This window comes from Pseudomonas sp. AC255 (genome assembly GCF_979258175.1).
In genome coordinates, this window is record NZ_OZ409841.1 from 4,741,053 (window position 1) to 4,764,775 (window position 23,723).

The 23,723-nt window shown below is 61.7% G+C and carries 18 protein-coding genes, 1 pseudogene and 1 riboswitch; of the genes and pseudogenes, 6 read left to right on the forward strand and 13 right to left on the reverse strand.

Features of this window, described 5'->3' with window-relative positions; translation table 11 throughout:
• Positions 1–12 precede the first annotated feature (12 nt).
• The 3 genes and pseudogenes from rhdA to ACZZ0K_RS21440 all read left to right on the forward strand — a co-directional run bounded on the left by rhdA (position 13) and on the right by ACZZ0K_RS21440 (position 3,520).
• Positions 13–828: a thiosulfate sulfurtransferase gene (gene rhdA / locus ACZZ0K_RS21430; RefSeq protein WP_076565369.1), complete on the forward strand. Its 816-nt coding sequence runs from the start codon at positions 13–15 to the stop codon at positions 826–828.
• Positions 829–846: 18 nt separating this feature from the next.
• Positions 847–1,707 (forward strand): archaetidylserine decarboxylase, encoded by an 861-nt coding sequence (gene asd / locus ACZZ0K_RS21435; RefSeq protein ID WP_463559323.1) that lies wholly within the window; start codon positions 847–849, stop codon positions 1,705–1,707.
• A 66-nt stretch (positions 1,708–1,773) separates the two neighbouring features.
• Positions 1,774–3,520, forward strand: a pseudogene (locus ACZZ0K_RS21440) (molecular chaperone).
• A gap of 91 nt (positions 3,521–3,611) precedes the next feature.
• Here the strand turns inward: ACZZ0K_RS21440 and serB are convergent.
• A complete protein-coding gene (serB, locus tag ACZZ0K_RS21445; protein ID WP_041477650.1) occupies positions 3,612–4,826 on the reverse strand; it encodes a phosphoserine phosphatase SerB in 1,215 nt (404 codons plus the stop codon).
• A 133-nt stretch (positions 4,827–4,959) separates the two neighbouring features.
• On the opposite strand from serB, the gene ACZZ0K_RS21450 reads away from it, so the two are divergent.
• Positions 4,960–6,471, forward strand: a complete 1,512-nt coding sequence (locus tag ACZZ0K_RS21450) for an AhpA/YtjB family protein (protein ID WP_252885212.1) — start codon at positions 4,960–4,962, stop codon at positions 6,469–6,471.
• Positions 6,472–6,702: 231 nt separating this feature from the next.
• On the opposite strand, the gene ACZZ0K_RS21455 is transcribed toward ACZZ0K_RS21450, so the two are convergent.
• From ACZZ0K_RS21455 to ACZZ0K_RS21495, 9 genes are all read right to left on the reverse strand, one after another.
• Positions 6,703–7,413: a PqiC family protein gene (locus ACZZ0K_RS21455; protein ID WP_463559324.1), complete on the reverse strand. Its 711-nt coding sequence runs from the start codon at positions 7,411–7,413 to the stop codon at positions 6,703–6,705.
• Between the two features lie 185 nt (positions 7,414–7,598).
• Complete coding sequence (gene parC / locus ACZZ0K_RS21460; protein WP_024011349.1) at positions 7,599–9,863, reverse strand: DNA topoisomerase IV subunit A; 2,265 nt, start codon at positions 9,861–9,863, stop codon at positions 7,599–7,601.
• 7 nt (positions 9,864–9,870) lie between these two features.
• Positions 9,871–10,395 carry a retropepsin-like aspartic protease family protein gene (locus ACZZ0K_RS21465; RefSeq protein ID WP_150741673.1) on the reverse strand — a complete coding sequence of 175 codons (525 nt, stop codon included), beginning with the start codon at positions 10,393–10,395 and terminating at the stop codon, positions 9,871–9,873.
• A complete protein-coding gene (locus ACZZ0K_RS21470) occupies positions 10,392–11,381 on the reverse strand; it encodes an esterase-like activity of phytase family protein (protein ID WP_095180974.1) in 990 nt (329 codons plus the stop codon). The genes ACZZ0K_RS21465 and ACZZ0K_RS21470 overlap by 4 nt, the downstream gene beginning before the upstream one ends.
• Positions 11,381–13,288 carry a DNA topoisomerase IV subunit B gene (parE, locus tag ACZZ0K_RS21475; protein ID WP_095180975.1) on the reverse strand — a complete coding sequence of 636 codons (1,908 nt, stop codon included), beginning with the start codon at positions 13,286–13,288 and terminating at the stop codon, positions 11,381–11,383. The genes ACZZ0K_RS21470 and parE overlap by 1 nt, the downstream gene beginning before the upstream one ends.
• Positions 13,289–13,329: 41 nt before the next feature.
• A complete protein-coding gene (locus tag ACZZ0K_RS21480; protein WP_071174223.1) occupies positions 13,330–13,938 on the reverse strand; it encodes a YqiA/YcfP family alpha/beta fold hydrolase in 609 nt (202 codons plus the stop codon).
• A gap of 290 nt (positions 13,939–14,228) precedes the next feature.
• On the reverse strand, positions 14,229–15,044 hold the full coding sequence (gene cpdA, locus ACZZ0K_RS21485) for a 3',5'-cyclic-AMP phosphodiesterase (protein ID WP_258707511.1): 816 nt from the start codon (positions 15,042–15,044) through the stop codon (positions 14,229–14,231).
• A gap of 97 nt (positions 15,045–15,141) precedes the next feature.
• A complete protein-coding gene (locus tag ACZZ0K_RS21490) occupies positions 15,142–15,594 on the reverse strand; it encodes a DUF1249 domain-containing protein (protein ID WP_016771972.1) in 453 nt (150 codons plus the stop codon).
• Positions 15,585–16,202: an NUDIX domain-containing protein gene (locus ACZZ0K_RS21495; RefSeq protein WP_024011344.1), complete on the reverse strand. Its 618-nt coding sequence runs from the start codon at positions 16,200–16,202 to the stop codon at positions 15,585–15,587. The genes ACZZ0K_RS21490 and ACZZ0K_RS21495 overlap by 10 nt, the downstream gene beginning before the upstream one ends.
• A gap of 228 nt (positions 16,203–16,430) precedes the next feature.
• Between ACZZ0K_RS21495 and ACZZ0K_RS21500 the strand changes: the two genes are divergently transcribed.
• Positions 16,431–17,177 carry an RsiV family protein gene (locus ACZZ0K_RS21500; RefSeq protein ID WP_016771974.1) on the forward strand — a complete coding sequence of 249 codons (747 nt, stop codon included), beginning with the start codon at positions 16,431–16,433 and terminating at the stop codon, positions 17,175–17,177.
• Here the strand turns inward: ACZZ0K_RS21500 and cytX are convergent.
• Together cytX and thiC are read right to left on the reverse strand one after the other, a co-directional pair.
• Entirely contained in the window at positions 17,146–18,438 is a 1,293-nt protein-coding gene (gene cytX / locus ACZZ0K_RS21505) for a putative hydroxymethylpyrimidine transporter CytX (RefSeq protein ID WP_258707510.1), read from the reverse strand. The genes ACZZ0K_RS21500 and cytX overlap by 32 nt on opposite strands.
• 140 nt (positions 18,439–18,578) lie before the next feature.
• Positions 18,579–20,444, reverse strand: a complete 1,866-nt coding sequence (gene thiC, locus ACZZ0K_RS21510) for a phosphomethylpyrimidine synthase ThiC (RefSeq protein WP_463559802.1) — start codon at positions 20,442–20,444, stop codon at positions 18,579–18,581.
• Positions 20,445–20,612: 168 nt separating this feature from the next.
• A riboswitch (TPP riboswitch) is annotated at positions 20,613–20,718 on the reverse strand.
• Between the two features lie 204 nt (positions 20,719–20,922).
• Here thiC and ACZZ0K_RS21515 point away from each other — a divergent pair.
• Positions 20,923–22,356 carry a TolC family outer membrane protein gene (locus ACZZ0K_RS21515; RefSeq protein WP_041477642.1) on the forward strand — a complete coding sequence of 478 codons (1,434 nt, stop codon included), beginning with the start codon at positions 20,923–20,925 and terminating at the stop codon, positions 22,354–22,356.
• A gap of 91 nt (positions 22,357–22,447) precedes the next feature.
• On the opposite strand, the gene waaA is transcribed toward ACZZ0K_RS21515, so the two are convergent.
• Entirely contained in the window at positions 22,448–23,722 is a 1,275-nt protein-coding gene (gene waaA / locus ACZZ0K_RS21520) for a lipid IV(A) 3-deoxy-D-manno-octulosonic acid transferase (protein WP_258707509.1), read from the reverse strand.
• Position 23,723: the final 1 nt, after the last annotated feature.

The window sequence follows — 23,723 nt, forward strand, 5'->3', positions numbered from 1 at the left end:
TGGAGACCTCACATGTCTGACTTCTCTGGCTTGCCGCTTGTCATCGAGCCGAGCGACCTGCTGCCGCGTCTGGAGTCCCCGGAACTGATCCTGGTGGACCTGACCAGCCCTGCCCGGTATGCCGAAGGTCACTTGCCCGGCGCACGTTTTGTCGACCCGAAACGCACCCAGCTCGGCCAGCCACCGGCCCCCGGGCTGATGCCGGCGAAGGCCGATCTGGAAGCGTTGTTTGGTGAGCTCGGTCATCGCAAAGACGCGGTCTACGTCGTGTATGACGATGAAGGCGGCGGCTGGGCCGGGCGTTTCATCTGGCTGCTCGATGTCATTGGCCACGACAAGTACCACTATATAGACGGTGGTCTTCCGGCCTGGCTGGCGGACGGCATGCCCATGTCGATTCAAGTGCCGGCCGCCGTCGGTGGCCCAGTGTCGCTGACCCTGCACGACGAACCGACCGCCACCCGCGAATACCTGCAAAGCCGTCTCGGCGCGGCCGATCTGGCGATCTGGGACGCGCGTGGGCCGCTGGAATATTCCGGCGAGAAAGTCCTCGCCGCCAAGGGTGGCCACATCCCCGGTGCGGTCAATTTCGAATGGACTGCCGGCATGGACCAGACGCGTCAGTTGCGTATCCGCAGCGACATGCCGCAGATCCTCGAAAACCTCGGGATCACCAAGGACAAGGAAATCATTACCCACTGCCAGACCCATCACCGGTCGGGCTTCACTTATCTGGTGGCCAAAGCCCTCGGTTATCCGCGGGTCAAGGGCTACGCCGGTTCCTGGGGCGAATGGGGCAACCACCCTGACACGCCAGTCGAGATTTAAGGTTTTTAAGGACAACTAATGAAAGAGCGTCTGTTTATCCTCAGCCAGTACCTGCTGCCGCATCACCTGCTGTCGCGCCTGGCCGGCTGCATCGCCGAATGCCGCGTGCGCTGGTTCAAGAATGCCTTCACGCAATGGTTTGCCAAGCGTTATCAAGTGGACATGTCGCAAGCACTGGTCGAAGACCTGACCGCTTACGAGCACTTCAACGCCTTCTTCACGCGTGCTCTGAAAGACGGCGCGCGTCCACTGGACGAGACGCCGGGCGCGATCCTCAGCCCGGCCGACGGTGCGGTCAGCCAGCTCGGCCCGATCGAGCACGGTCGTGTGTTCCAGGCCAAGGGCCACAGCTTCAGCGTGCTGGAGTTGCTCGGCGGGGATGCGGCCAACGCAGCGCCGTTCATGGGCGGCGACTTCGCTACCATTTACCTGTCGCCTAAGGACTACCACCGCGTGCACATGCCGCTGGCCGGCACCCTGCGCGAAATGGTCTACATCCCGGGCCGCATTTTCTCGGTGAACCAGACCACTGCCGAAAACGTCCCGGAGCTGTTCGCCCGCAACGAGCGCGTGGCGTGCATTTTCGATACAGAACGCGGGCCGATGGCCGTGGTGCTGGTCGGTGCGATGATTGTCGCTTCGATCGAAACCATGTGGGCCGGTCTGGTCACGCCACCGAAGCGCGAGCTGAAAACCTTCCGCTACGACGAAGCCGCACGCGCACCGATTCATCTGGAAAAAGGCGCGGAACTTGGGCGCTTCAAGCTGGGTTCGACGGCGATCGTGCTGTTTGGCCCGGATCAGGTGAAGTGGGCGGAAGAGCTGGTGGCCGGTTCACCCGTGCAGATGGGCCAAGGCCTGGCACTGCCAAAAGCGTGACTCTGTTCGCGGAAGCAGCCGAGGCTGCTTCCGCAAACCGCGGCATTTGCTGCTATGGTTTTGCTCATGAGCCAGACCCTCTTCTCTCCCAAGCTGCGCGCTCCGACTCCCACGCAAACGCGCCTGTCGTTCTGCGACGCCAGCCCGCGCGACCTCAAGCGCTGGATCGCCAGCCTGCCCAAAGCCAACATCGGCGAAACCGCCCGCCTGCTGTATCAAGGCCTCGGCGAACTGAACCTGTTGCTCACTCCCAGCGACAATCGCCTGCAACTCCTGGAACTGCTGCGGCCCGAGGTGTATTTCGTCTGCCAGCATCTGGAACGGCACTTTCTGCATCAGGCGATCATGCTCGACGAGCGTTCGCGCAAAGTCAGCAACCTGTGTCAGGCGCTGCAAGGTCAGTTGGCCATCGGCTATAAACAGATCGTTCTGCGCATCCTGCCCAAATACAGCAAGGATCGCGCGACGTTGGTCGGCACCGCCTTGCAACGCGCGGCGCATGCCCTCAAGGCGCAACTGGTGCGCGCCACGCAGCTGTACAGTTCACCGCCGGAACACGCGTGGCTGGAATTGCATCAGCTGTATCGCAGCGCTGCGCAATTACAGCTGCAACAACGGCGGCTGCGCGATGATCTGGCGTTTTTGACCAGCGAATTGAGCGTCGAACAGACCTACATCGCCGCACTGCTATTGGGCAGTGCCCGGTGCAATCAATTACGCCAGAGCCAGATTGCTCGTCTGGCCGAGGTGATCGAGCCATGGAGCGCCCTGCTCAAGCTGCATCCCGACAGCGCCGACGACGGCTTGTTTGCGGTCAGTCCGGAACTCGATGTCGGCCCGCGCTACCGCAAAATGTTTCGCAGTGAACAACAGAGCGCGCTCCTGGGCTTCGACCCGCAGCCCTTGGTCAAGCAGCTCGAAACGCACCTGCTGCAGCAGCCGACTTCGCCCCCTGCCTGTTTCCGCCGGTCTCAGCATCGATACCCTGCAACATCTGCACGCGACCTGGGGCCAGGCTGCCGAACGCAGTTTTCAGCGCAGCGCCGGCCAGGGCACATTGACCGTGTGCGTCGGCATGAGCGCCCTGCACTTCTACCTCGGCGGCGAGCGCACCTTCAGCGAGTTGCTCAAACATCCCGGTGCCCGCGCGGCAAATTTCAGCAGCGTGGTGGCCAACGGCGAAAAGGACAGCTGGAGTCAGGCGTTCGACGCTGCCCCGCAAAGTAACGATGAACTGTTGCCGTACGAGGAAATCCAGTACGACCAGTTGAGCGAGGATGAAGGCCCCGGCAACTCGCCGAACTATCCGACTTACGCCTTGCCGGTGATCAACCATAGCCCCGGCGGCTATTGCCTGGCCTGGCCGAGCGAGGTGCCGGCGGAATTGCAGGCCGGGGAAATGCTCGGCATTCAGGACAGCGAGGGCAAAGGCTGGAGCATTGCGGTGATTCGCTGGATCCGCCAGGTGCGCGGTAGCGGCACGCAGATGGGCATTGAACTGGTCGCGCCACACGCGCAGCCGTGCGGGCTGCAACTGGTTCGTTCCAAGGACGATCACAGCCATTATCTGCGCGGTTTGCTGTTGCCGGAGATCAGCGCGATCGATGTGCCGGCCACCGTGCTTGCGCCGCGCCTGCCGTTCCAGGAAGGCAACAAGGTGTTGATCAACACCCAGGGCGAAGAACACCGCGCCGGGCTGGATCGGCGGGTGGCGAGTACGCACAGCTTCAACCAGTTCGCCTATCGCTCGCTGGATCCAGCGCAGAATGGCGGGGGTGAGGAGGATTTTGATTCGTTGTGGAATTCGCTTTAAAGCAAAAGATCGCAGCCTTCGGCAGCTCCTACAGGGAAATGCATTCCAAATGTAGGAGCTGCCGAAGGCTGCGATCTTTGTGCTTTGTCAGTTACAACTGCCCGTCACGATCCCGGAAACCCAGCAGATACAACACACCATCCAGCCCCAGCGTTGAAATCGCCTGCTTCGCCGACTGCTTGACCAACGGTTTGGCGCGGAACGCCACGCCCAGCCCGGCAATCGCCAGCATCGGCAAGTCGTTGGCGCCGTCGCCGACGGCAATGGTCTGCTCCAGACGCAGACCTTCCTTGTGCGCCAGCTCCTTGAGCAAGTCAGCCTTGCGCTGCGCATCGACAATCGGTTCGATCGCCACGCCGGTGCACTTGCCGTCGACCACTTCCAGCTCGTTGGCGAACACGTAGTCGATGCCCAGCCTGGCTTGCAGCTGCTTGGCGAAATAAGTGAAGCCGCCGGACAGGATGGCGGTTTTGTAGCCGAGCCGCTTGAGTTCGGCGAACAGGGTTTCAGCACCCTCGGTCAGGCGCAGCGAGGCGCCGATCGAGTCGAGCACGCTGACGTCGAGGCCCTTGAGCAGCGCCAGACGCTCCTTGAAGCTGGCGCGGAAATCCAGTTCACCGGCCATGGCGCGCTCGGTGATTTCCGAAACCCGGTCACCCACGCCGGCCGCTTTGGCCAGCTCATCGATGACTTCCGCTTCGATCAGCGTCGAGTCCATGTCGAACACCGCCAGACGCCGGTTGCGGCGAAACAGCGAGTCTTCCTGGAAGGCGATGTCGACGTTCAATTCCTGGGCAACGCTGAGGAATTCGGCGCGCAGGGCCTGCGGATCGGCGGCTTCACCGCGCACGGAAAACTCGATGCAACCCTTGCCCTTGTCGGCCGGCGTGTCCAGCGGCATGCGCCCCGACAGACGGTCGATATGGTCGATGTTCAAGCCATATTTGGCGGTGATCGCGCTGACCGCCTGCAACTGGCCGGCTGTGACTTTGCGCGTCAGCAGGGTAACGATATGGCGTTTCTTGCCCTGATTGCCCACCCACTGCTGGTAATCCTCTTCGGACACCGGGGTGAAACGCACTTGCTGATCCAGTTCGTAGCCCTTGAACAGGATGTCCTTGAGCACTGACTTGCCCTGTTCGGAATCGGGAATTTCAACCAGGATGCCGAACGACAGGGTGTCGTGGATCACCGCCTGACCGATGTCGAGAATGTTCACACCACCTTGTGCCAGAACACCGGTGATGGCCGCTGTCAGACCGGGACGGTCGACTCCCGTGATGTTAATCAGGACGATTTCGCGCAACGCGCACCCCGCAACTGGAAAAAAACCGCATTCTACCCACTTTCAGTGACCATCGGGCACCGCGAGCGCTTTGCCGGTCTGGGGCCTGTCGCTATACTGCGCGTCAACTTCACGGACAAAGAGCCGAGCTCAAGTGAACCGGCCCACGCCAGTCAAAACCGATAACTTCTTCCTGCTGATCTTCCGTGCACTGCGCCACCGCCGTGTACCGATTGCATTGCGCATTGCCAGCCACAACGTGATCCTGGTCGCTCTGGCCCTGGTGATCTATGCCGGGGTGATGGGTCTGCAATTCAAGCAGGCCATGCACGAGCAGGCCGATGCGCTGGGCGAAAGCCTGACCACGCAGACCGCCACCTCCGCCACCGAGCTGCTGGTGTCCAACGACATCCTCAGCCTCAACGTGCTGCTCAACAACCTGACCAAGAACAAACTGGTCGCCCACGCGGCGATCTACAGTGTGGACAACCGCATCCTCGCCGAGTCCGGTCAGCGTCCCAAGCACAGCCTGCTGGGCGAAGCCGAGGGCATGTACGAGAGCAAGATCACTTTCCAGGACGTGACTGCCGGGCAACTGCGCATCAGCCTGGACATGGATCAGTTCCAGCAGCCGATGACCATCAGCCTGCAAAGCATGGGCATTCTGAGCGCAATTCTGCTGGCGCTGTCATTGGCTCTGAGTCTGCGCATGGGCCGCTATCTGTCGACGCCGTTGCTGCAATTGCGCGTGTGGCTGCGCCGGATCGACGCGTACACCCCGGGCATTGATCGTCAGGACGAAATCGGCGATCTGGCGCGCCAGCTGCACGCCAGCTACGCCCCGGAACCGGAGCCTGAGCCCGAACCCGAGCCGGAATTCGCCGAGGAAGAAGACGAGCCTGAATTCGAGGTGCGTAACCTGCGCGATCCGAGCTTCGACGAAAGCCGCCCGCTGGCCGCGAAGAAACCGGCACCGCGTCACCTGGTCAGCACCGTCGAAGACGATGATGACGATGACGCTTTCGCCGACCTGCGCGACGAATCGCTGAACGGCGCCGCCCAACCGCTGACGCGCAAACCGAGCCCTGACGTGCCACAGCACACCGCCGTACTGGCCGTGCAACTGGGCTCGCAGGAACAATTGCGTCGTTTGCCTCGCGCACGTCTGGAAGAATTGCAGGAACGCTATCGCGACTGCCTCGAGCAGGCCGCGTCGCTGTATCAGGGCGAAATCGAAACCCTCAACGATGGCAGCACGCTGTTGCTGTTCCACACCGAAGACTGCGGCGACGATTACCTGACCAATGCCATCTGCTGCGGCGAACTGCTGCGTGCACTCGGCCACCAATTGCAGATTGAGGTCGCAGACAGCGGCATCACCCTGCAATTGCAGCTGGGCCTGACCTTGGGCGATGAGTTGTTCGGTCTGAGCCAGATTGATCTGCTGCTGACCGATTCGGCCCAGGATGCACTGGCCTTGTCGCAACACAGCCGCAATCTGCTGCTGGTCGAGCGCAAGATCAGCGATGACACCTTGATCCGCCAGCGTGCGCGGATCCGGCCGATCGCCAGCCCTGAAGGCGCTTGCTGTGTAGAACGGTTGATGGAGCCTTATCCGTCGATGCTCGAACGGCAACTGGCGCGGATGCATGAGCGCCGGGCGTAAGGCTTAGGCCAGATACGCAAAAGCCCGCAGACAATTGATTGTCTGCGGGCTTTTTGTTGCCTGCGCTGGCCCCTTCGCGAGCAGGCTCGCTCCCACCAGGTCTGCTCGCCGCCGATCAAATGTGGGAGCGAGCCTGCTCGCGAAGTGGCCAGCGTTGAAGACGAATAATCTCTGCCCCCCAGATACAACAAAGCCCGCACAAGGCGGGCTCTGTTCTGACGCGTTCCAGCCTCAGAAGCGAAACACTTCCATATCGGTACGAATAGGCGAGGCCATCGGAATCTTTGGCTGCTTCTCGGCATCCGCCGCCGGCGCTGCGGGTTTCGGCGCGGCTTTACGCGGTGCCTCGGCCACGGGCGGCTGGTTGGCCAGTGGCTTGAGCGCCACCGACAGTTGCTCGGCCAGACGCTGCAACAGAACCCCTTGTGCCTGTACCTGGGAAGCGGTGCTGCCGGCGTGCGTTTCCTGCAGGTGAATGATGCGGTTATCGCGCACCTTGCCGCGACGATCGATCAAACGCCATTGCGCATCGAGAATCGCCGGTTGTTTCGCCCCGGAATCCAGACGGGTGATGGTCAGCAGAACCTGCACATCCGGCGTGAATCCGGCAGTAGCAGGCGCCAGCACCACACGCTGACTGTCAAGGTGACCGGCGACCTGACGCATCAGCAGTTGATCGATATCCGACGAAAGGCTGCCAGCCCAACGACCGTCGGTCGCCGCTTGCAGGCTGCCGTCGGGTTGACGTTGCAGCAGGGTTTCGCGTTGCAGGTAATCGGCAACAACTACCGGCCCCAGCAAAACCGCCATGCCTGCGCTTTGCGCAGGCTGAACCAGACTTCCGCTGTCCAGTTGGTACAGCGACACCGGCTGGTGAACGCTGCAACCCGCCAGGCCAAGAACGCCGGCGAGCAACAAAATAAGGGGGCGTAGAGCAGTCATCATCCCGTCCAGGTGGCCGCCACAAGGCTGACCACAGTGAAAATACTCAATAAATATGAAGAACGCTCGGCCACGCCGGCGCTTGAAAGGCCATATCATCCGTGAATATGCGTTCCGACTCCAGCGCCAAAGCGTCGATCTACGCGTTTAATCGCAGATCGAACGCTCTAGGAAGGCGTTCTCGCCTAATTGAGGTTTTCGACGAGCAGCGCATCCACTCTCTGGAAGCCCCGCGGAAGTTTGTTTCCGCGCCGTCCACGCTCACCTTTGTAGTGCTCGAGGTCGTCGGCTTTCAGCGACAGGGTCCGTTTGCCAGCCTGCAATACCAGGGTGGCGCCTTCCGGCAGGACGGCGATGTCCGTGACATATTCTTCGCGACTGGCCACGCGTTCACCGGATATACCGATGATCTTGTTGCCTTTGCCCTTACCTAATTGTGGCAGATCGCTGATTTTGAAGATCAGCAGGCGACCTTCGGTCGTGACCGAGGCCAGCCAGTTCTGCTCACGATCGGCCACAGGGCGCGGCGCGATGACCTTGGCATTGTTCGGCAGGCTCAACAGGGCCTTGCCGGCCTTGTTCTTCGCTTGCAGATCTTCGCCTTTGACCACGAAGCCGTAACCGGCATCGGACGCAATCACGTACAGCGCATCGTCTTCGGGCATCAGCACGCATTCGAACGAAGCGCCCGGTGGCGGCGTCAGACGGCCGGTCAAGGGTTCGCCCTGGCCACGGGCCGACGGCAAGGTATGCGCGGCGACCGAGTAGCTGCGACCGGTGGAATCGATGAACACGGCAAACTGGTTGGAGCGCCCCGCCGCCGAAGTCTTGAAGCCATCGCCGGCCTTGTACGACAAACCGGTAGCGTCGATGTCGTGGCCCTTGGCCGAACGCACCCAGCCTTTTTCCGACAGCACGACAGTGACTTTCTCGTTCGGCAGCAGATCGTGTTCGCTCAGCGCCTTGGCTTCGGCGCGCTCGACGATTGGCGAACGGCGGTCGTCGCCGTAGGTTTCGGCGTCTTTGAGCAGCTCGGTGCGCACCAGTTTCTTCAGCTTCGCTTCGCTGCCCAGCAGGGCTTGCAGCTTGGCTTGTTCCTTGAGCAGTTCGTCCTGCTCGTCGCGCAGCTTCATTTCTTCCAGTCGCGCCAACTGACGCAGACGGGTGTCGAGAATGTAGTCGGCCTGAATCTCGCTGAGGGCGAAACGCTCGATGAGCTTGGCTTTCGGATGTTCCTCGGTACGGATGATGTGGATCACTTCATCCAGGTTGAGGTAGGCGATCAGCAAACCGTCCAACAGGTGCAGGCGACGCTCGACCTTGTCGAGGCGGAATTGCAGGCGGCGACGCACGGTGAGCACGCGGAATTCCAGCCATTCGACCAGCAGCGCACGGAGATTTTTCAGCTGTGGCTTGCCGTCCAGACCGATGATGTTGACGTTGACCCGGTAGGTCGACTCCAGCTCGGTGCTGGCGAACAGGTGCTGCATCAGCGCTTCGTGATCGACGCGGCTGTTGACCGGGATGATCACGATGCGGCACGGGTTTTCGTGGTCGGATTCGTCACGCAGATCGGCGATCTGCGGCGCTTTCGACGGTTTGGCCTGCATCAACGCGGCGATCTGCTCCAGCACCTTGGCGCCGGAGACCTGATGCGGCAGCGCGGTGACGATGATGTCGCCATCCTCGACGTGGTACACGGCGCGCATACGCACCGAGCCCTTGCCGGTTTCGTACATCTTCAGCAGGTCGGCGCGCGGCGTGATGATTTCCGCTTCGGTCGGATAATCCGGACCCTGAATGTGTTCGCAGAGCTGTTCGACCGTGGCTTTCGGCTCATCCAGCAAGCGCACGCAGGCGGTGGCGACTTCACGCAGGTTGTGCGGCGGCACATCGGTGGCCATGCCCACGGCGATACCGGTGGTGCCGTTGAGCAGAATGTTCGGCAGGCGCGCCGGCAACACCAGCGGCTCCTGCAGGGTGCCGTCGAAGTTCGGCCCCCAGTCCGCGGTGCCCTGGCCCAGTTCGCTGAGCAGCACTTCGGAATAGCGCGACAGCCGCGCTTCGGTGTAACGCATGGCGGCGAAGGACTTCGGATCGTCCGGCGCACCCCAGTTGCCCTGGCCGTCGACCAGCGTGTAGCGATAGCTGAACGGCTGCGCCATCAGCACCATCGCTTCGTAGCACGCCGAATCGCCGTGGGGGTGGAACTTGCCGAGCACGTCACCGACGGTACGCGCCGATTTCTTGTGCTTGGAATCAGCGTCCAGCCCCAGTTCGCTCATGGCGTAGACGATACGCCGCTGTACCGGCTTCAGGCCGTCGCCGATATGCGGCAAGGCGCGGTCCATGATCACGTACATGGAGTAGTTGAGGTAGGCATTTTCGGTGAAGTCAGCCAGCGAGCGGCGTTCTACACCATCCAGGCTGAGATCAAGGGAGTCGCTCATGCGGGCCTCATCGGTTCGTTGTCTGGCGCAGCAGCATGGTGCCACCGCGCTGGGTAAATTCAAGTTTGTTCAGGGCGCTCATGCCGAGCAGCACCTGGTCGCCATGCAGCCCCGGCGCCACCAGTGCACGGACATCCCGCAGCACGATGTCGCCCAGTTGCAGGCGGGCAATCTTCGTTCGATAGCCCTGGCTCAGGCCATTGGCCGTGCTCAGGGTCACGCCGAAACCTTCTTGCAGCTTCAAACGCTTGGCCAGATCCGCCGGGATCGCGACATCGGTCGCGCCGGTGTCGAGCATGAACTCCACCGGCTCGCCGTTGATCTGGCCGCTGGCGACAAAATGCCCTTGGGCATTGCTCGCCAGTTTCACTTCGATAAAACCTTCGCCCTGCTCCGACGTGACCACGATGTTCGGATTCTGCTGGCGCTGCTCCCACTGCCCAAAAAATTTCGTCGCGAGAAACAGTGCCGCGCACCAGGCGAGGACCATTAGCACCCGACCGGCACGCTTGCCCGGCGGTTGCTGGCTCATGGCCTGGCACTCCAGCCACCGTCCGGCGCGGCGAAGCGCCAGACCACCGGGCGGACTTCGCCGTCGGCACGTGGGCCAAAATTGTTGTCGACGCCGATCCACGCACCTTCGGCATCAATGATCAGCGCTTCTTCCAGTCCGTAGTTCTGAGAGTAACGGCGATTTTCCTGCAACAGTTCGCCAGCATACGACCAGCATTGCTCGACCTTGGCCGTCTGTGCATCGCGACGGCAGATCTCGAAAGCGTTGCGTTCCAGGGTAAACAGCTTGCCGTTGAACAAGGAAATGTCGGAAAAGTCGCGATGAACCGCTTTCGCCTTGGGAAACTGTGGCGGCTGCATCTCCTTGCCGCCCTCACTGAGCAGCACGCAGCGACCGTCACAATCCCACACCGTCTGCTGGCGCTTGATCAGCAGCAGGCCGCGCTTTTGCCGTTCGGCGGCCAGCCATATCTGATCACCGGCCGGGTTGATCGCCAGGCCTTCGAAGATCGAATTGAACTTGAGCAGCAGGCCGCTCGCCCGCGCTTCGCGAACCAGCAGCGGCGAGATTTTCAGCCAGTTCGCCGGGCCACTGACCGGCACCTGCAACACCGCCGCATGGGCTTCGCTGACGATGTAGCGATTGCCAGCGCTGTCGCAACTGATGCCTTCGAAATCCAGTTCGCCCCCGCGAATGAACGACGCCGCCCAAGTGCGCGAGCTCAAGCCCCACGGCAAGCCGCTCTCGGGCACGGGCGGCACGTCGATGTGCACGGTTTGCGCCTGCCAGACCGGATCGCGGGTATCGAGCCGATAGATCTGCTCGTCATCGCGATCGGAAACCGTCCACAGCTCATTGCCGCACATGGCCAGACCCGACAGGTTACCGCCGCGCATGCCTTCGACCGGGTGTTCGGAAAGCAGCCGCAATTGTTGCAGCGGCTCGGCCGACACGCTCAGCGCACTCAGCAGCAACGCACCCGCCAAGGCCCAGCCAAACTGCATCAGGCCAGCACCTCGGCGAGGTTGCCTTTGGATTCGAGCCAGGTCTTGCGGTCACCGGCGCGTTTCTTCGCCAGCAGCATATCCATCATTTCCGAGGTTTCGGCGAAGTCTTCGCCCAGCGTCAACTGCACCAGACGCCGGGTGTTCGGGTCCATGGTGGTTTCACGCAACTGCGGCGGGTTCATTTCACCCAGACCTTTGAATCGGGTGACCTGCGGCTTGCCGCGTTTCTTTTCGGCCACCAGGCGATCGAGAATGCCGTCGCGCTCGGCTTCGTCGAGGGCGTAGTAGATCTCTTTGCCGAGGTCGATGCGGTACAGCGGCGGCATCGCCACGTAGACGTGACCGGCATCCACCAACGGGCGGAAATGCTGGACGAACAGCGCACACAGCAAAGTCGCAATGTGCAGACCGTCGGAGTCGGCGTCGGCGAGGATGCAGATCTTGCCGTAGCGCAGCTGGCTCATGTCCGCCGCGCCCGGATCGACGCCGATGGCCACGGCGATGTTATGCACTTCCTGGCTGGCGAGCACTTCGCTGCCGTCGACTTCCCAGGTGTTGAGGATCTTGCCGCGCAACGGCAGGATCGCCTGGAACTCCTTGTCCCGCGCTTGCTTGGCCGAACCGCCGGCGGAGTCACCCTCGACCAGGAACAGCTCGGAACGCATCGGGTCCTGCCCGGCGCAGTCAGCCAGTTTGCCGGGCAATGCCGGGCCTTGAGTGACGCGTTTGCGCTCGACTTTCTTGCTCGCCTTGAGACGGCGGCCGGCGTTGTTGATCGCCAATTCGGCCAGGGCCAGACCGGTTTCCGGGTTGGCGTTGAGCCACAGGCTGAAAGCGTCTTTAACCACACCGGAGACGAACGCCGCTGCTTCACGGGAAGACAGACGCTCTTTGGTCTGGCCGGAGAATTGCGGTTCCTGCATCTTCATCGACAAGACAAAAGCGATGCGCTCCCAGACGTCTTCCGGCGCCAGCTTCACGCCGCGCGGCAGCAGGCTGCGGAACTCGCAGAACTCGCGCATCGCATCGAGCAGGCCCTGACGCAGACCGTTGACGTGCGTACCGCCCTGGGCGGTCGGGATCAGGTTGACGTAGCTTTCCTGCACCGCGTCGCCACCTTCCGGCAGCCACAACAGTGCCCAGTCGACCGCTTCTTTATTACCGGCGAAAGCGCCGCAGAACGGCTCGTTGGGCAGACGTTCGAATTCGCTGACCGCATCGACCAGGTAGGAGCGCAGGCCGTCTTCGTAATGCCACTCGACTTTCTCGCCGGTGCCTTTGTCTTCGAAGCTGACCAGCAAGCCCGGGCACAACACAGCCTTGGCCTTGAGCACATGCTTGAGGCGGCTGATGGAGAATTTCGGTGAGTCGAAGTATTTCGGGTCCGGCGCGAAGTACACGCTGGTGCCGGTGTTGCGCTTGCCGACGGTGCCGACGATTTCCAGCTCGGAGGCCTTGAAGCCGTCCTTGAAGGTCATCTGGTATTCGTTGCCGTCACGTTTGACCCGTACGCGCACTTCGGTCGACAGCGCGTTGACCACGGAAATACCCACACCGTGCAAGCCGCCGGAGAACTGGTAGTTCTTGTTGGAGAACTTGCCGCCCGCATGCAGCTTGGTGAGGATCAGTTCGACGCCGGACACACCCTCTTCCGGGTGAATGTCGACCGGCATGCCACGGCCGTCGTCGCTGACTTCCAGCGAATGGTCGGCGTGCAGGATGACCTGCACCGATTTGGCGTGGCCGGCCAGGGCTTCGTCGACGCTGTTGTCGATGACTTCCTGGGCGAGGTGGTTCGGCCGACTGGTGTCGGTGTACATGCCGGGGCGTTTGCGCACCGGGTCGAGGCCCGAGAGGACTTCGATGGCGTCGGCGTTATAAGAACTAGCGCTGGGAGTGGCCATAAGGTCTCGTCGTCAGTCATTCATGAAAGAGGGGCAAGACTTCACAGCGTGGTGAAATCGATTGCCTGATACATATCGGCAGCCATGCCGGCAAAACTCAGCAACGCCGGCAATTGCCCGGCAAAGCCCTGGAAACTGTGGTCGCCGCCCGCCTGGATGCGCAAGGCACAGGCGCGGTAATACTGTTGGGCGAGGCGATAATCCAGCGTTTCGTCGCCGGTTTGCAACCAGACCTGATAACGCTGCGGATCCTGCGGTGGTGGCACTTCCAGTTCGGCCAGCGCCGTGACGTGGTCGTGGGTCAGTTCCCAGGTTTCATCGGTGTAGAGGTTCTTCTGCGTGCCCAGATAACCATCGAACATCCGGTGCGGGCTGACCGCCGGGTTGACCAGCAGGGCTTTCAGGCCATGGCGCTCGGCCAGGTGAGTCGCATAGTAGCCGCCGAGCGAACTTCCCACCAGCAACGGCCGGCCCAGCTCGGCGATTGCCTGCTCGAGCTGACCGATGGCTTCACGCGGATGGTGATGCAGCGCCGGCACGCGCAATTGCCCGCTCAAACCCAGCCGCTCCATGACCGCGACCAGCTGACAGGCCTTCTTCGAGGCCGGCGCGCTGTTGAAACCGTGGATATAGAGGATCGAACCGGACATTTGAGCTCCCTGGCTGTCGGCGAAAGATAGCGGAGTTTACAGGGAGAAGGACCGGGATTGGGGGTGGGTTCAATAAATTGGTGTGACAGCACAAGCTGCCCTCACCCTAACCCTCTCCCGGAGGGAGAGGGAACCGACTGGGGGATATTCGAGAGCTACACCGACCTGAACGTTTTGCTGCGAATCCATAATCGATATCGCTGTTTCAGGTCGATGCACAGCCAAAGACACCGCGGTCGGCCCCCTCTCCCTCTGGGAGAGGGCTGGGGTGAGGGTCTTTGATTGTCAGTTCAGTAACCGTTGGAGCCGTAATCGACTGTGAACTCGAAGTCGGTGACTCTTTCGACGCCCGTTTCCAATTTCCCGTCCGGCAACAACCGCAGCCAGCGATACCCCGGCGCCTGCTCGCCCACTTTGAAATCCGCACTCCCGGGCTCGAACTGGATACACGTCGAAGGCGAGGCCATCAAGCGCACGCCATTGCGCTCGCGATCGATTTGCTGATGCACATGCCCCCACAACACCGCGCGAACCTGCGGGAAGCGATCCAGCACTTCGAAGAACGCTTCCGGGTTGCGCAGGCCGATCGGCTCCATCCATGCGCAGCCGATCGGCACCGGATGATGATGCAGGCACACCAAATGATGGCGCTCCGGCGCTTCGCTCAGCGCGCGCGCGAGCAGTTGCAATTGATCATCCTGCAGATAGCCCGGCACCGAACCCGGCACCGCCGAGTCCAGCATCGTCACCCGCCAATTGCCAATATCGACCACCGGCTCCAGGAGCGTGCTTTGCACCGCCGCCTCGGCCATGACCATCGGCTCGTCGTGATTGCCGGGAATCCAGCGCGCGGGTGCACTGATCTGCGCGCTCAGTTGGCGGAATGCCTGATACGACTGCAGCGTGCCGTCCTGGGAAATATCTCCGGTGGCCAGCACCAGGTCGATCTGCGCCTGTTGCGCCAACACCAGGTCGATGACCTGTTGCAGGCTCTCGCGGGTCTTCATGCCCAGCAGCGTGCCGTCCGCCTCGGCGAACAGGTGGCTGTCGGACAACTGCACCAGCAGCGCCGGGTCGGCGCTGGTCAATGTCGATACGCTGGGCAAGGCGCTCTCCCGGGGCTAAGCACGCAATGGATGGGTGCGGCAATTATGCTGGGGGATGACACAAAGGGGAAACCGCCGAAGCGGACGCAGTTCACAACTAGCGAACGACTTCGTACTCGTGCCCCAACGCCAGGCAATGACTCAGCCATTCGCCCAGAAACACATTGAGCTGGGCCTTTTCATCGGGCTGGTGCATGGCGGCGTTCGGATAAGGATAGATGCCGCGAAAGCGTCGTGCATGCTCGGCGCTGACCACTTCGGCCATGCGCGCGTCGTGGTAGACCTGCACTTCCAGTTGCGGCACCGGCAACCACGGCAGACTGTGCTCCTGGCGCACCTGCAAGGTCGTGGTGTACGGGCAGGTCTGCAACACCTCGAGAGCGAGCACGCCAAGCATCTGCTCGCCCTGGGTCACGGCGATACGCCGCGCTTCGGGTTCGTTGCGCATGTCCGGCAGCAGTCGCATCAGGCGCGCGTAGTTGGCCTCGCAGGCGGCTTGCAGCCCCACGAGGTCAACCCGATAACGATCGCGCAGCTTGTTTACGACCATAGCCCCCTCACTTCGGCGCGGTTGAGCGCCAGCCACTGCAAGGCGATGATGCTCGCCGCGTTGGCAATCCGTCCGTCACGCACGGCCTGCAAGGCATCTTCAAATGCCCAGACCGTTACGCGAATGTCTTCGGCCTCTTCTTCCAGCCCGTGCAGCCCGCCGACACCGTCGGTGCTGCAACGCCCCAGATACAAATGCACGAATTCGTTGCTGCCACCCGGCGAGGGGAAATACTTGGTCATCGGCCACAACGCCTTGATGTCCAGTCCAGCTTCCTCCTGCGCCTCGCGGTGAGCAACTTCTTCCGGTTGCTCATCCTTGTCGATCAGACCGGCGACCAGTTCGACCAGCCACGGGTTGTCGGCCTTGCCCATGGCGCCGACACGAAACTGCTCGATCAACACCACTTCATCGCGCTGCGGATCGTAAGGCAGGACGCACACGGCATCGTGGCGCACGAAGATTTCACGATTGATCTCGCGGCTCATGCCACCGGCGAACAGCTCATGGCGCAGGTGCACACGGTCAAGCTTGTAAAAGCCCTCGTAGCATTTTTCGCGCCGCACGATATCCACGGCGGTCGGAATGGCGTTGGCAAAGTCAGTCATAATCTTCCTCTTTACTGCACATCCATTACGAGGTTGCTGTGTACAACCGGCAACCTCGACTTCGCGCCATCCTAACGCGCCCGCACCGTTTGATGCAGCCCCTTTACCGTCAGCGGGATGGACGGTGACGGTGAAACACACTCTAATCAGCTTAGTGGCGAACTGACTGCTTCGTTGAGAGTCGAAGCGGTAACTTTTTCGCCTTCCCCTGCTTTCGAAAGGACGCCCATGTCGCTTTTCAAAATTGCCTCTGTGGCCGCTATTGCCCTGACTCTGGGCGCTTGTGCCAGCCTGTTCCAGCCCAACTATCGCACGCCGCTGGAAACCACCCGCGACGCCTCGGAACAACTCAAACCCGGCTGTTCCAACCCCGATTGCCCGCTGGTGAACATCGACACCCTGCGCTTCCCGGACGAACCGGCGCTGGATGGCATCATCGAAAAACGTCTGCTGCAAATGACCCGCACCGAGAAGAACGCGCCGGTAGCGCCAACCCTGGCCGCCTACCGCGAGCAGTTCCTCGCCAGCGCCGGCCCGCGCAACAGCAGCTATCTGCAAGCGAAAGTACGCGAGCAGCATGACGGACTGGTGATCATCGAGCTGTCGAGCTACCTCGACACCGGCGGCGCCCACGGCACGCCGGGTCGCGGTTTCATCAACTATTCGCGCCAGCAGCACAAGGTGCTGAACCTGTCCGACATGTTGCTGCCGGGGCAGGAAGAGGCGTTCTGGAAAGCCGCGCAAGTGGCGCACAACAGTTGGCTGATCAGTACCAAGCTCGATCAGGAGGCGGAATTCGTCGCGAACTGGCCGTTCGTGAAAACCCCGCACGTGGCGCTGACCTATGGTGGCGTGATCCTCAAGTACGACGTGACTACCATCGCGCCTTATGCGCTGGGCCACGTCGAACTGAAGATTCCTTACCCGCGCCTGAACGGCATTCTCAAGCCTGAGCTGTTTCCCGGCCGTAACTGAAGGCCCGGCCCAGCACTAACTGCAACAGCCCTGCCAGCACCAGCGCCGGCAGGGTTGCGCCGACATCCGGATACAGATTCGCCAGCAAGTGGTAGGTGCTCACACCACCCAGCCACGCCAGCAACGCCGGCCAGCGCAATGCGGCTGACGCGACCTGAGCACTGCGTTTGCGCAGAATGAAGTGATCCACCAGCACCACGCCGAACAACGGCGCAAACACCGAGCCGATCAACAGCAGGAAATTCTGGTACTGCGCCAACGGCGCCAGCAGTGCGATCAGCGTGCAGATCACGCCGATGGCCAAGGCCAGATGCTCGACTTTCAGACGCAACAGAATCCCGCTCGATACCGCCGCCGAATGAATATCGGCAAAAGCGTTTTCCGACTCGTCGAGCAGAATCAGCAACAGCGGAATGCCCAGGCCGGCGCCAGCCAAGGCCAGCAGCAACGCATTGACTTCACCGCTCGGCGCGAACGCCAGGGTGTAGGCCACGCCAAGGCTCATCAGCCAGAAATTACCGATGAAAAAACCGACAGCCGTGCCACCGAAAACATTCTTCGCACGCTTGCCGAAACGCGAGTAGTCGGCAATCAGCGGCAGCCATGACAGCGGCATGGCGATGGCAATGTCGAAGCCCACGGCGAACGGCATCGAACCGTCACCGGCGCGCACCCACAGCGCCGCGAGGTCGGTTTTGGCGAACAGGTTCCAGGTCAGCCACAGGCACGCGGCGAGCAACAGCCAGATGCCCCACTTGCGCAGAATCTGCCGCACGAACGTCAACGGCCCGCTCACCGCGAGCAAGGTCGCCAGCGCACCGAAGAACAGCGTCCACAGAATCGGATTGGCCCACAGCGAACCTTCGCTGAAGGCGCGGCTGCCGAGCAGACTGGCGGCGTCGCGCATGACGATGATTTCGAACGAGCCCCAGCCGATCAGTTGCAGCAGATTGAGCAGCGCCGGCAGGCTCGCGCCTTTGCTGCCGAGGCTGAGCTTCAGCGCCGCCATCGATGACAGGCCGGTGTCGCTGCCGATCACGCCGACTGCAGCCAGCAACAGCACGCCCACCAGCGTGCCAAGGAAGATCGCCAGCAAAGAACCGGACAGACCCAGACCCGGCGCGAGCAATGCGCCGGTCTGCAAAACCATCAGGCCGATGCCGAGGGAGAACCACAGGGAAAACAGATCGCGCCCGCCGAACACACGCTTTGCAGCGGGGACGGCGAGATCGGGGGAATAAGTGCCGGGTTGAATGCTCAAGGGTGTTATCTCAAAGGGACATTTGTTGTGATCGTTCCCACGCTCTGCGTGGGAATGCCTCTCGGGACGCTCCGCGTCCAGTGACGCGGAGCGTCACGGGCTGCATTCCCACGCGGAGCGCGGGAACGATCAGTACGGGGTCAAACTTTCTTGTACAGCTGACTGCCTTCCTTCTTGAACCGCTCGGCCTGTTCCGCGAGTCCTTTGGCGACGTCCACATCGACCGCATCGATGCGTTGGTTGGCCGCGTATTCACGGACTTCCTGGGTGATCTTCATCGAGCAGAATTTCGGCCCGCACATCGAGCAGAAGTGCGCGACCTTGGCCGAGTCCTTCGGCAGGGTTTCGTCGTGATAGGAGCGCGCGGTGTCCGGATCCAGGCCGAGGTTGAACTGGTCTTCCCAGCGGAATTCGAAACGCGCCTTGCTCAGTGCGTTATCACGAATCTGCGCGCCCGGGTGTCCCTTGGCCAGGTCCGCTGCGTGGGCGGCGATCTTGTAAGTGATGATCCCGGTCTTCACGTCATCCTTGTTCGGCAGGCCCAAGTGCTCCTTCGGCGTCACGTAGCAGAGCATCGCGCAACCGAACCAGCCGATCATCGCCGCGCCGATACCCGAGGTGATGTGGTCATAGCCCGGCGCAATGTCGGTAGTCAGCGGGCCGAGGGTGTAGAACGGCGCCTCGTCGCAGCATTCGAGCTGCTTGTCCATGTTCTCTTTGATCAATTGCATCGGCACGTGGCCCGGGCCTTCGATCATGCATTGCACGTCGTGTTTCCAGGCGATCTTGGTCAGCTCGCCGAGGGTTTCCAGTTCGCCGAATTGCGCTTCGTCGTTGGCGTCGGCAATCGAGCCCGGACGCAGGCCATCGCCCAGCGAGAAGCTGACGTCGTAGGCCTTCATGATTTCGCAGATTTCGTCGAAGTGGGTGTAGAGGAAGTTCTCTTTGTGGTGCGCCAGGCACCACTTGGCCATGATCGAACCGCCACGGGAGACGATGCCGGTGACGCGCTTGGCGGTCAGCGGCACGTAGCGCAGGAGCACGCCGGCGTGAATGGTGAAGTAGTCGACGCCCTGCTCGGCCTGTTCGATCAACGTGTCGCGGAACAGCTCCCAGGTCAGGTCTTCAGCGACGCCGTTGACCTTTTCCAGCGCCTGATAGATCGGCACGGTACCGATCGGCACCGGCGAGTTGCGGATGATCCACTCGCGGGTTTCGTGAATGTGTTTGCCGGTGGACAGGTCCATCACCGTGTCCGAGCCCCAGCGAATTCCCCAGGTCAGTTTCGCCACTTCTTCTTCGATCGAAGAACCCAGGGCGCTGTTGCCGATGTTGCCGTTGATCTTCACCAGGAAGTTACGGCCGATGATCATCGGTTCCAGTTCGACGTGGTTGATGTTGGCGGGAATGATCGCGCGGCCACGGGCGATTTCTTCGCGGACGAATTCAGGGGTGATTTCTTGCGGAATGCTTGCGCCGAAGCTGTGGCCGGCATGTTGCTGCTTGAGCAAACCGGCCGCACGGGCTTCTTGCAGTTTCATGTTTTCGCGGATGGCAACGTATTCCATCTCGGCGGTGATGATGCCTTTGCGCGCGTAGTGCATCTGGCTGACGTTGGCCCCGGCCTTGGCGCGGCGCGGGTTGTTGACGTGGGCGAAGCGCAGTTTGGTCAGCTCGGCATCGGCCAGACGCTGCTGGCCGAAGTTCGAGCTCAGGCCCGGCAGGCGCTCGGTATCGCCACGGTCATCGATCCACGCTGAACGCACATCGCCAAGGCCTTTGCGCACATCGATGACCACGTTCGGATCGGTGTACGGGCCGGAAGTGTCGTAGACCGTGACCGGCGCATTGATCTCGCCGCCGAAATCGGTCGGGGTTACATCGAGGCTGATTTCGCGCATCGGCACGCGGATGTCCGGGCGCGAGCCCTGAACGTAGATTTTTTGCGAACGGGTGAACGGCTTGACCGATTGCTCGTCGACCTTGGCCGAGTCACTCAGGTTGATCGCGTTTTTTCTTTTGTTGTCATCACGGGCTCTCCAGACAGCATCCAGCAGTGGATTGTCGGAGCAGAACCTGAAAGGCACGGACGCACCAGGACCGGTGCTGTGCATTCGTCATGAGCGTTCGATTGTCGAACAATATCCCGGACGAAGCACAAGAGGACTCGCCGGGTGACGAGAAATCTTGTTCCCTACGCAGGCGCTAACCTGATCAGGTTCAACGGGATCCGAAATTATTCGATCTCAGCCTCATAGCAAGGCACCCCGACAAGAACCCGGCCAGTCTAGACACAACCACCGAGGAACGCCAACACCGCAGCGAACGCCATGATGAATGGCGTAAATACCCAGGCTGGCCGATTGTTGCCGGAGCAATGCGCAACTACACTCGCTTGGCCTGCCCAGCCTTGACGCTGTGCGGGCTGCGCCTTACCTTTGGCGCCCGGATTACTTCCATAATATTCATGCTAGGGATCGCCTCATGCTGCGCAAACTTTCATTGGCTGTTGCCGTGTCCTGTGCGTCCAACACAATGGCCTGGGCAGCGGAAGCACCCTTGTCGACCAAAACCGATCTGGTCAGCGTCTATCAGGAAGCGGTCGACAACAACGCCGACCTCGCCGCGGCCCGCGCCCAGTATGGCGCGCAGAAAGAAGTGGTGCCGCAGGCCCGCGCCGGTCTGCTGCCGAACCTGTCCGGCGGCGCCGAAGTCGCCGACGTGCGCACCTCGATCGACCAGCCTTCGGCCATCGCCAACCGCAGCGCGCATTCCTATCAGGCGACACTGGCGCAGCCGCTGTTCCGCGCCGATCGCTGGTTCCAGTATCAAGCGGCGAAGGACGTCAACGAGCAGGCCGCGCTGCAGCTCTCGGCGACCGAGCAGAACCTGATCCTGCAGAGCGCCGAAAGCTACTTCAACGTGCTGCGCAGCCAGGACAATCTGGCCTCGACCAAGGCTGAAGAAGCGGCGTTCAAACGTCAGCTCGATCAGTCCAACGAGCGCTTCGATGTCGGCCTTTCGGACAAGACCGACGTGCTGCAATCGCAAGCCAGTTACGACACCGCGCGAGCCAACCGCATCGTCGCCCAGCGTCAGGTCGATGATGCGTTCCAGGCGTTGATCACCCTGACCAACCGTCAGTACAACTCGATTCAGGGCATCGTCCACACGCTGCCGATTCTGCCGCCTTCGCCCAACGATGCGAAATCCTGGGTCGACACGGCGGCGCGGCAGAACCTCAATCTGCTCGCCAGCAACTACGCGGTCAGCTCCGCCGAGCAGACGCTCAGGCAGCGCAAGGCCGGCCATTTGCCGACCCTCGATGCCGTGGCGAAATACGAGAAAGGCGACAACGACGCCCTCGGCTTCGCCAACCCCAACTCGTTCGGCGCGCCCTACGGCGGCAACGTCGAGCAGAGCACGCTGGGCCTGCAACTGAACATCCCGATCTACAGCGGCGGGCTGACCAGTTCGCAAGTGCGTCAGTCCTATGCGCAACTGGATCAGAGCGAACAGCAGCGCGAATCGCTGCGCCGGCAAGTGGTGGAAAACACCCGCAATCTGCACCGAGCGGTAAACACCGACGTCGAGCAGGTGCAGGCGCGCCGCCAGTCGATCATCTCCAACCAGAGTGCGGTGGAAGCCACGGAAATCGGTTATCAGGTCGGCACGCGCAACATCGTCGACGTGCTCGACGCGCAGCGCCAGCTGTACACCTCGGTGCGCAACTACAACAACACCCGCTACGACTACATCCTCGACAACCTGCGCCTGAAGCAGGCGGCGGGGACGCTGAACCCGGGTGATCTGGAAGATCTGCGGCGCTATCTGAAAGCCGATTACAACCCGGACAAGGACTTCCTGCCGCCGGATCTGGCGTCGGCGGCTGAGGCGCAGCTCAAGGCCCGGCCTTAAGCGCTAAAAACAAAAGATCGCAGCCTTCGGCAGCTCCTACAGGGAAATGCATTCCAACTGTAGGAGCTGCCGAAGGCTGCGATCTTTTTGCTTACTTGATCAATCTGCCCAAGCTATCCAGCAGCCGCTGCAACGCGCCCTGATTACGGCGCATCACCGCCAGCCCGGCCTCCGCCATGCGCTGCGCATCACGCGGCAGTTCGAACAAGCGCTGCACCTCGACTGCGAGGCCTTCGGCATCATCCACTTCGGCCAATGCCCCGGCTTCGCGCAATTGCGCGGCGATGTCGAGGAAGTTGAACAGGTGCGGGCCGCTGAGTACCGGTTTTGCCAGCGCGGCGGGTTCAAGCAGGTTGTGCCCGCCGTTCGGCATCAGACTGCCGCCGACAAAAGCGCTGTCAGCCAGGGCATAGAGAAACAGCAACTCGCCCATGGTGTCGCCGAGCAGCACGCTCGTTTGCGCATCGACATTGGCCCCGGTCGAGCGACGTACCGTGGCGAAACCTTCGCGCTGGCACAAGTCGAACACCGAATTGAAACGCTCGGGATGACGCGGCACCAGAATCAGCAACGCATCGGGATGCCTGCCCAGCAAACGACGATGGGCGTCGAGCACCACTTCGTCTTCGCCTTCGTGAGTGCTGGCGGCGATCCACACGGGACGATCCTGTGCCTGCCACTGGCTACGCAGTTCGGCTGCACGCTGCAACAGTTGCGGGTCGATGGTCAGGTCGAACTTGATCGAACCAGTGACTTCAACGGTTTCCGAACGCGCGCCGAGATCGCGGAAGCGCTGGGCCTCGGCTTCGGTCTGCACCGCCAACAGGCTCATCTCGGCAAGCATCGGCGCAGTGAGTTTGCTGAAGCGGCCATAGCCTTTGGCGGAGCGCTGCGACAACCGCCCATTGGCCAACGCCACCGGAATCCCGCGCTTGGCACATTGATGAATATGGTTAGGCCACAGCTCGGTCTCCATGATCACTGCAAGCCTGGGCTGTACGCGATCAAGAAAACGCGCCGCCGCACAAGGCAAGTCATACGGCAGATAGCAGTGTTGAATGCGCGCCTCGTTGGCGAACAGTGCCTGAATCCGCTCCGAACCGGTCGGGGTCATGCAGGTCACGGTGATCGGCAGCGTCGGATAGCGTTCCAGCAGCGCGCGGATCATCGGCGCGGCGGCAATGCTTTCGCCGACCGACACCGCGTGCACCCAGATGCCACCGGGCTGCAGGGTGGGCATGCGATAAGTGAAACGTTCGCCAATCCGTTTGGCATACGCCGGCGCCTTGCGCGCACGCAGCCATAGCCGAATCGCCACCAATGGCAGCCCCAGGTAAAACAGCGCGGTGTAGAGAGTTCTATTCATG

Excerpts from the sequence above, each read along its gene's own strand:
- rhdA (WP_076565369.1), top strand. The coding sequence starts at position 13 with ATGTCTGACTTCTCTGGCTTGCCGCTTGTCATCGAGCCGAGCGACCTG.
- asd (WP_463559323.1), top strand. The coding sequence starts at position 847 with ATGAAAGAGCGTCTGTTTATCCTCAGCCAGTACCTGCTGCCGCATCAC.
- ACZZ0K_RS21455 (WP_463559324.1), bottom strand. The coding sequence starts at position 7,413 with ATGACTGCTCTACGCCCCCTTATTTTGTTGCTCGCCGGCGTTCTTGGC.
- parC (WP_024011349.1), bottom strand. The coding sequence starts at position 9,863 with ATGAGCGACTCCCTTGATCTCAGCCTGGATGGTGTAGAACGCCGCTCG.
- ACZZ0K_RS21465 (WP_150741673.1), bottom strand. The coding sequence starts at position 10,395 with ATGAGCCAGCAACCGCCGGGCAAGCGTGCCGGTCGGGTGCTAATGGTC.
- ACZZ0K_RS21470 (WP_095180974.1), bottom strand. The coding sequence starts at position 11,381 with ATGCAGTTTGGCTGGGCCTTGGCGGGTGCGTTGCTGCTGAGTGCGCTG.
- parE (WP_095180975.1), bottom strand. The coding sequence starts at position 13,288 with ATGGCCACTCCCAGCGCTAGTTCTTATAACGCCGACGCCATCGAAGTC.
- ACZZ0K_RS21480 (WP_071174223.1), bottom strand. The coding sequence starts at position 13,938 with ATGTCCGGTTCGATCCTCTATATCCACGGTTTCAACAGCGCGCCGGCC.
- ACZZ0K_RS21490 (WP_016771972.1), bottom strand. The coding sequence starts at position 15,594 with ATGGTCGTAAACAAGCTGCGCGATCGTTATCGGGTTGACCTCGTGGGG.
- ACZZ0K_RS21495 (WP_024011344.1), bottom strand. The coding sequence starts at position 16,202 with ATGACTGACTTTGCCAACGCCATTCCGACCGCCGTGGATATCGTGCGG.
- ACZZ0K_RS21500 (WP_016771974.1), top strand. The coding sequence starts at position 16,431 with ATGTCGCTTTTCAAAATTGCCTCTGTGGCCGCTATTGCCCTGACTCTG.
- ACZZ0K_RS21515 (WP_041477642.1), top strand. The coding sequence starts at position 20,923 with ATGCTGCGCAAACTTTCATTGGCTGTTGCCGTGTCCTGTGCGTCCAAC.
- waaA (WP_258707509.1), bottom strand. The coding sequence starts at position 23,722 with ATGAATAGAACTCTCTACACCGCGCTGTTTTACCTGGGGCTGCCATTG.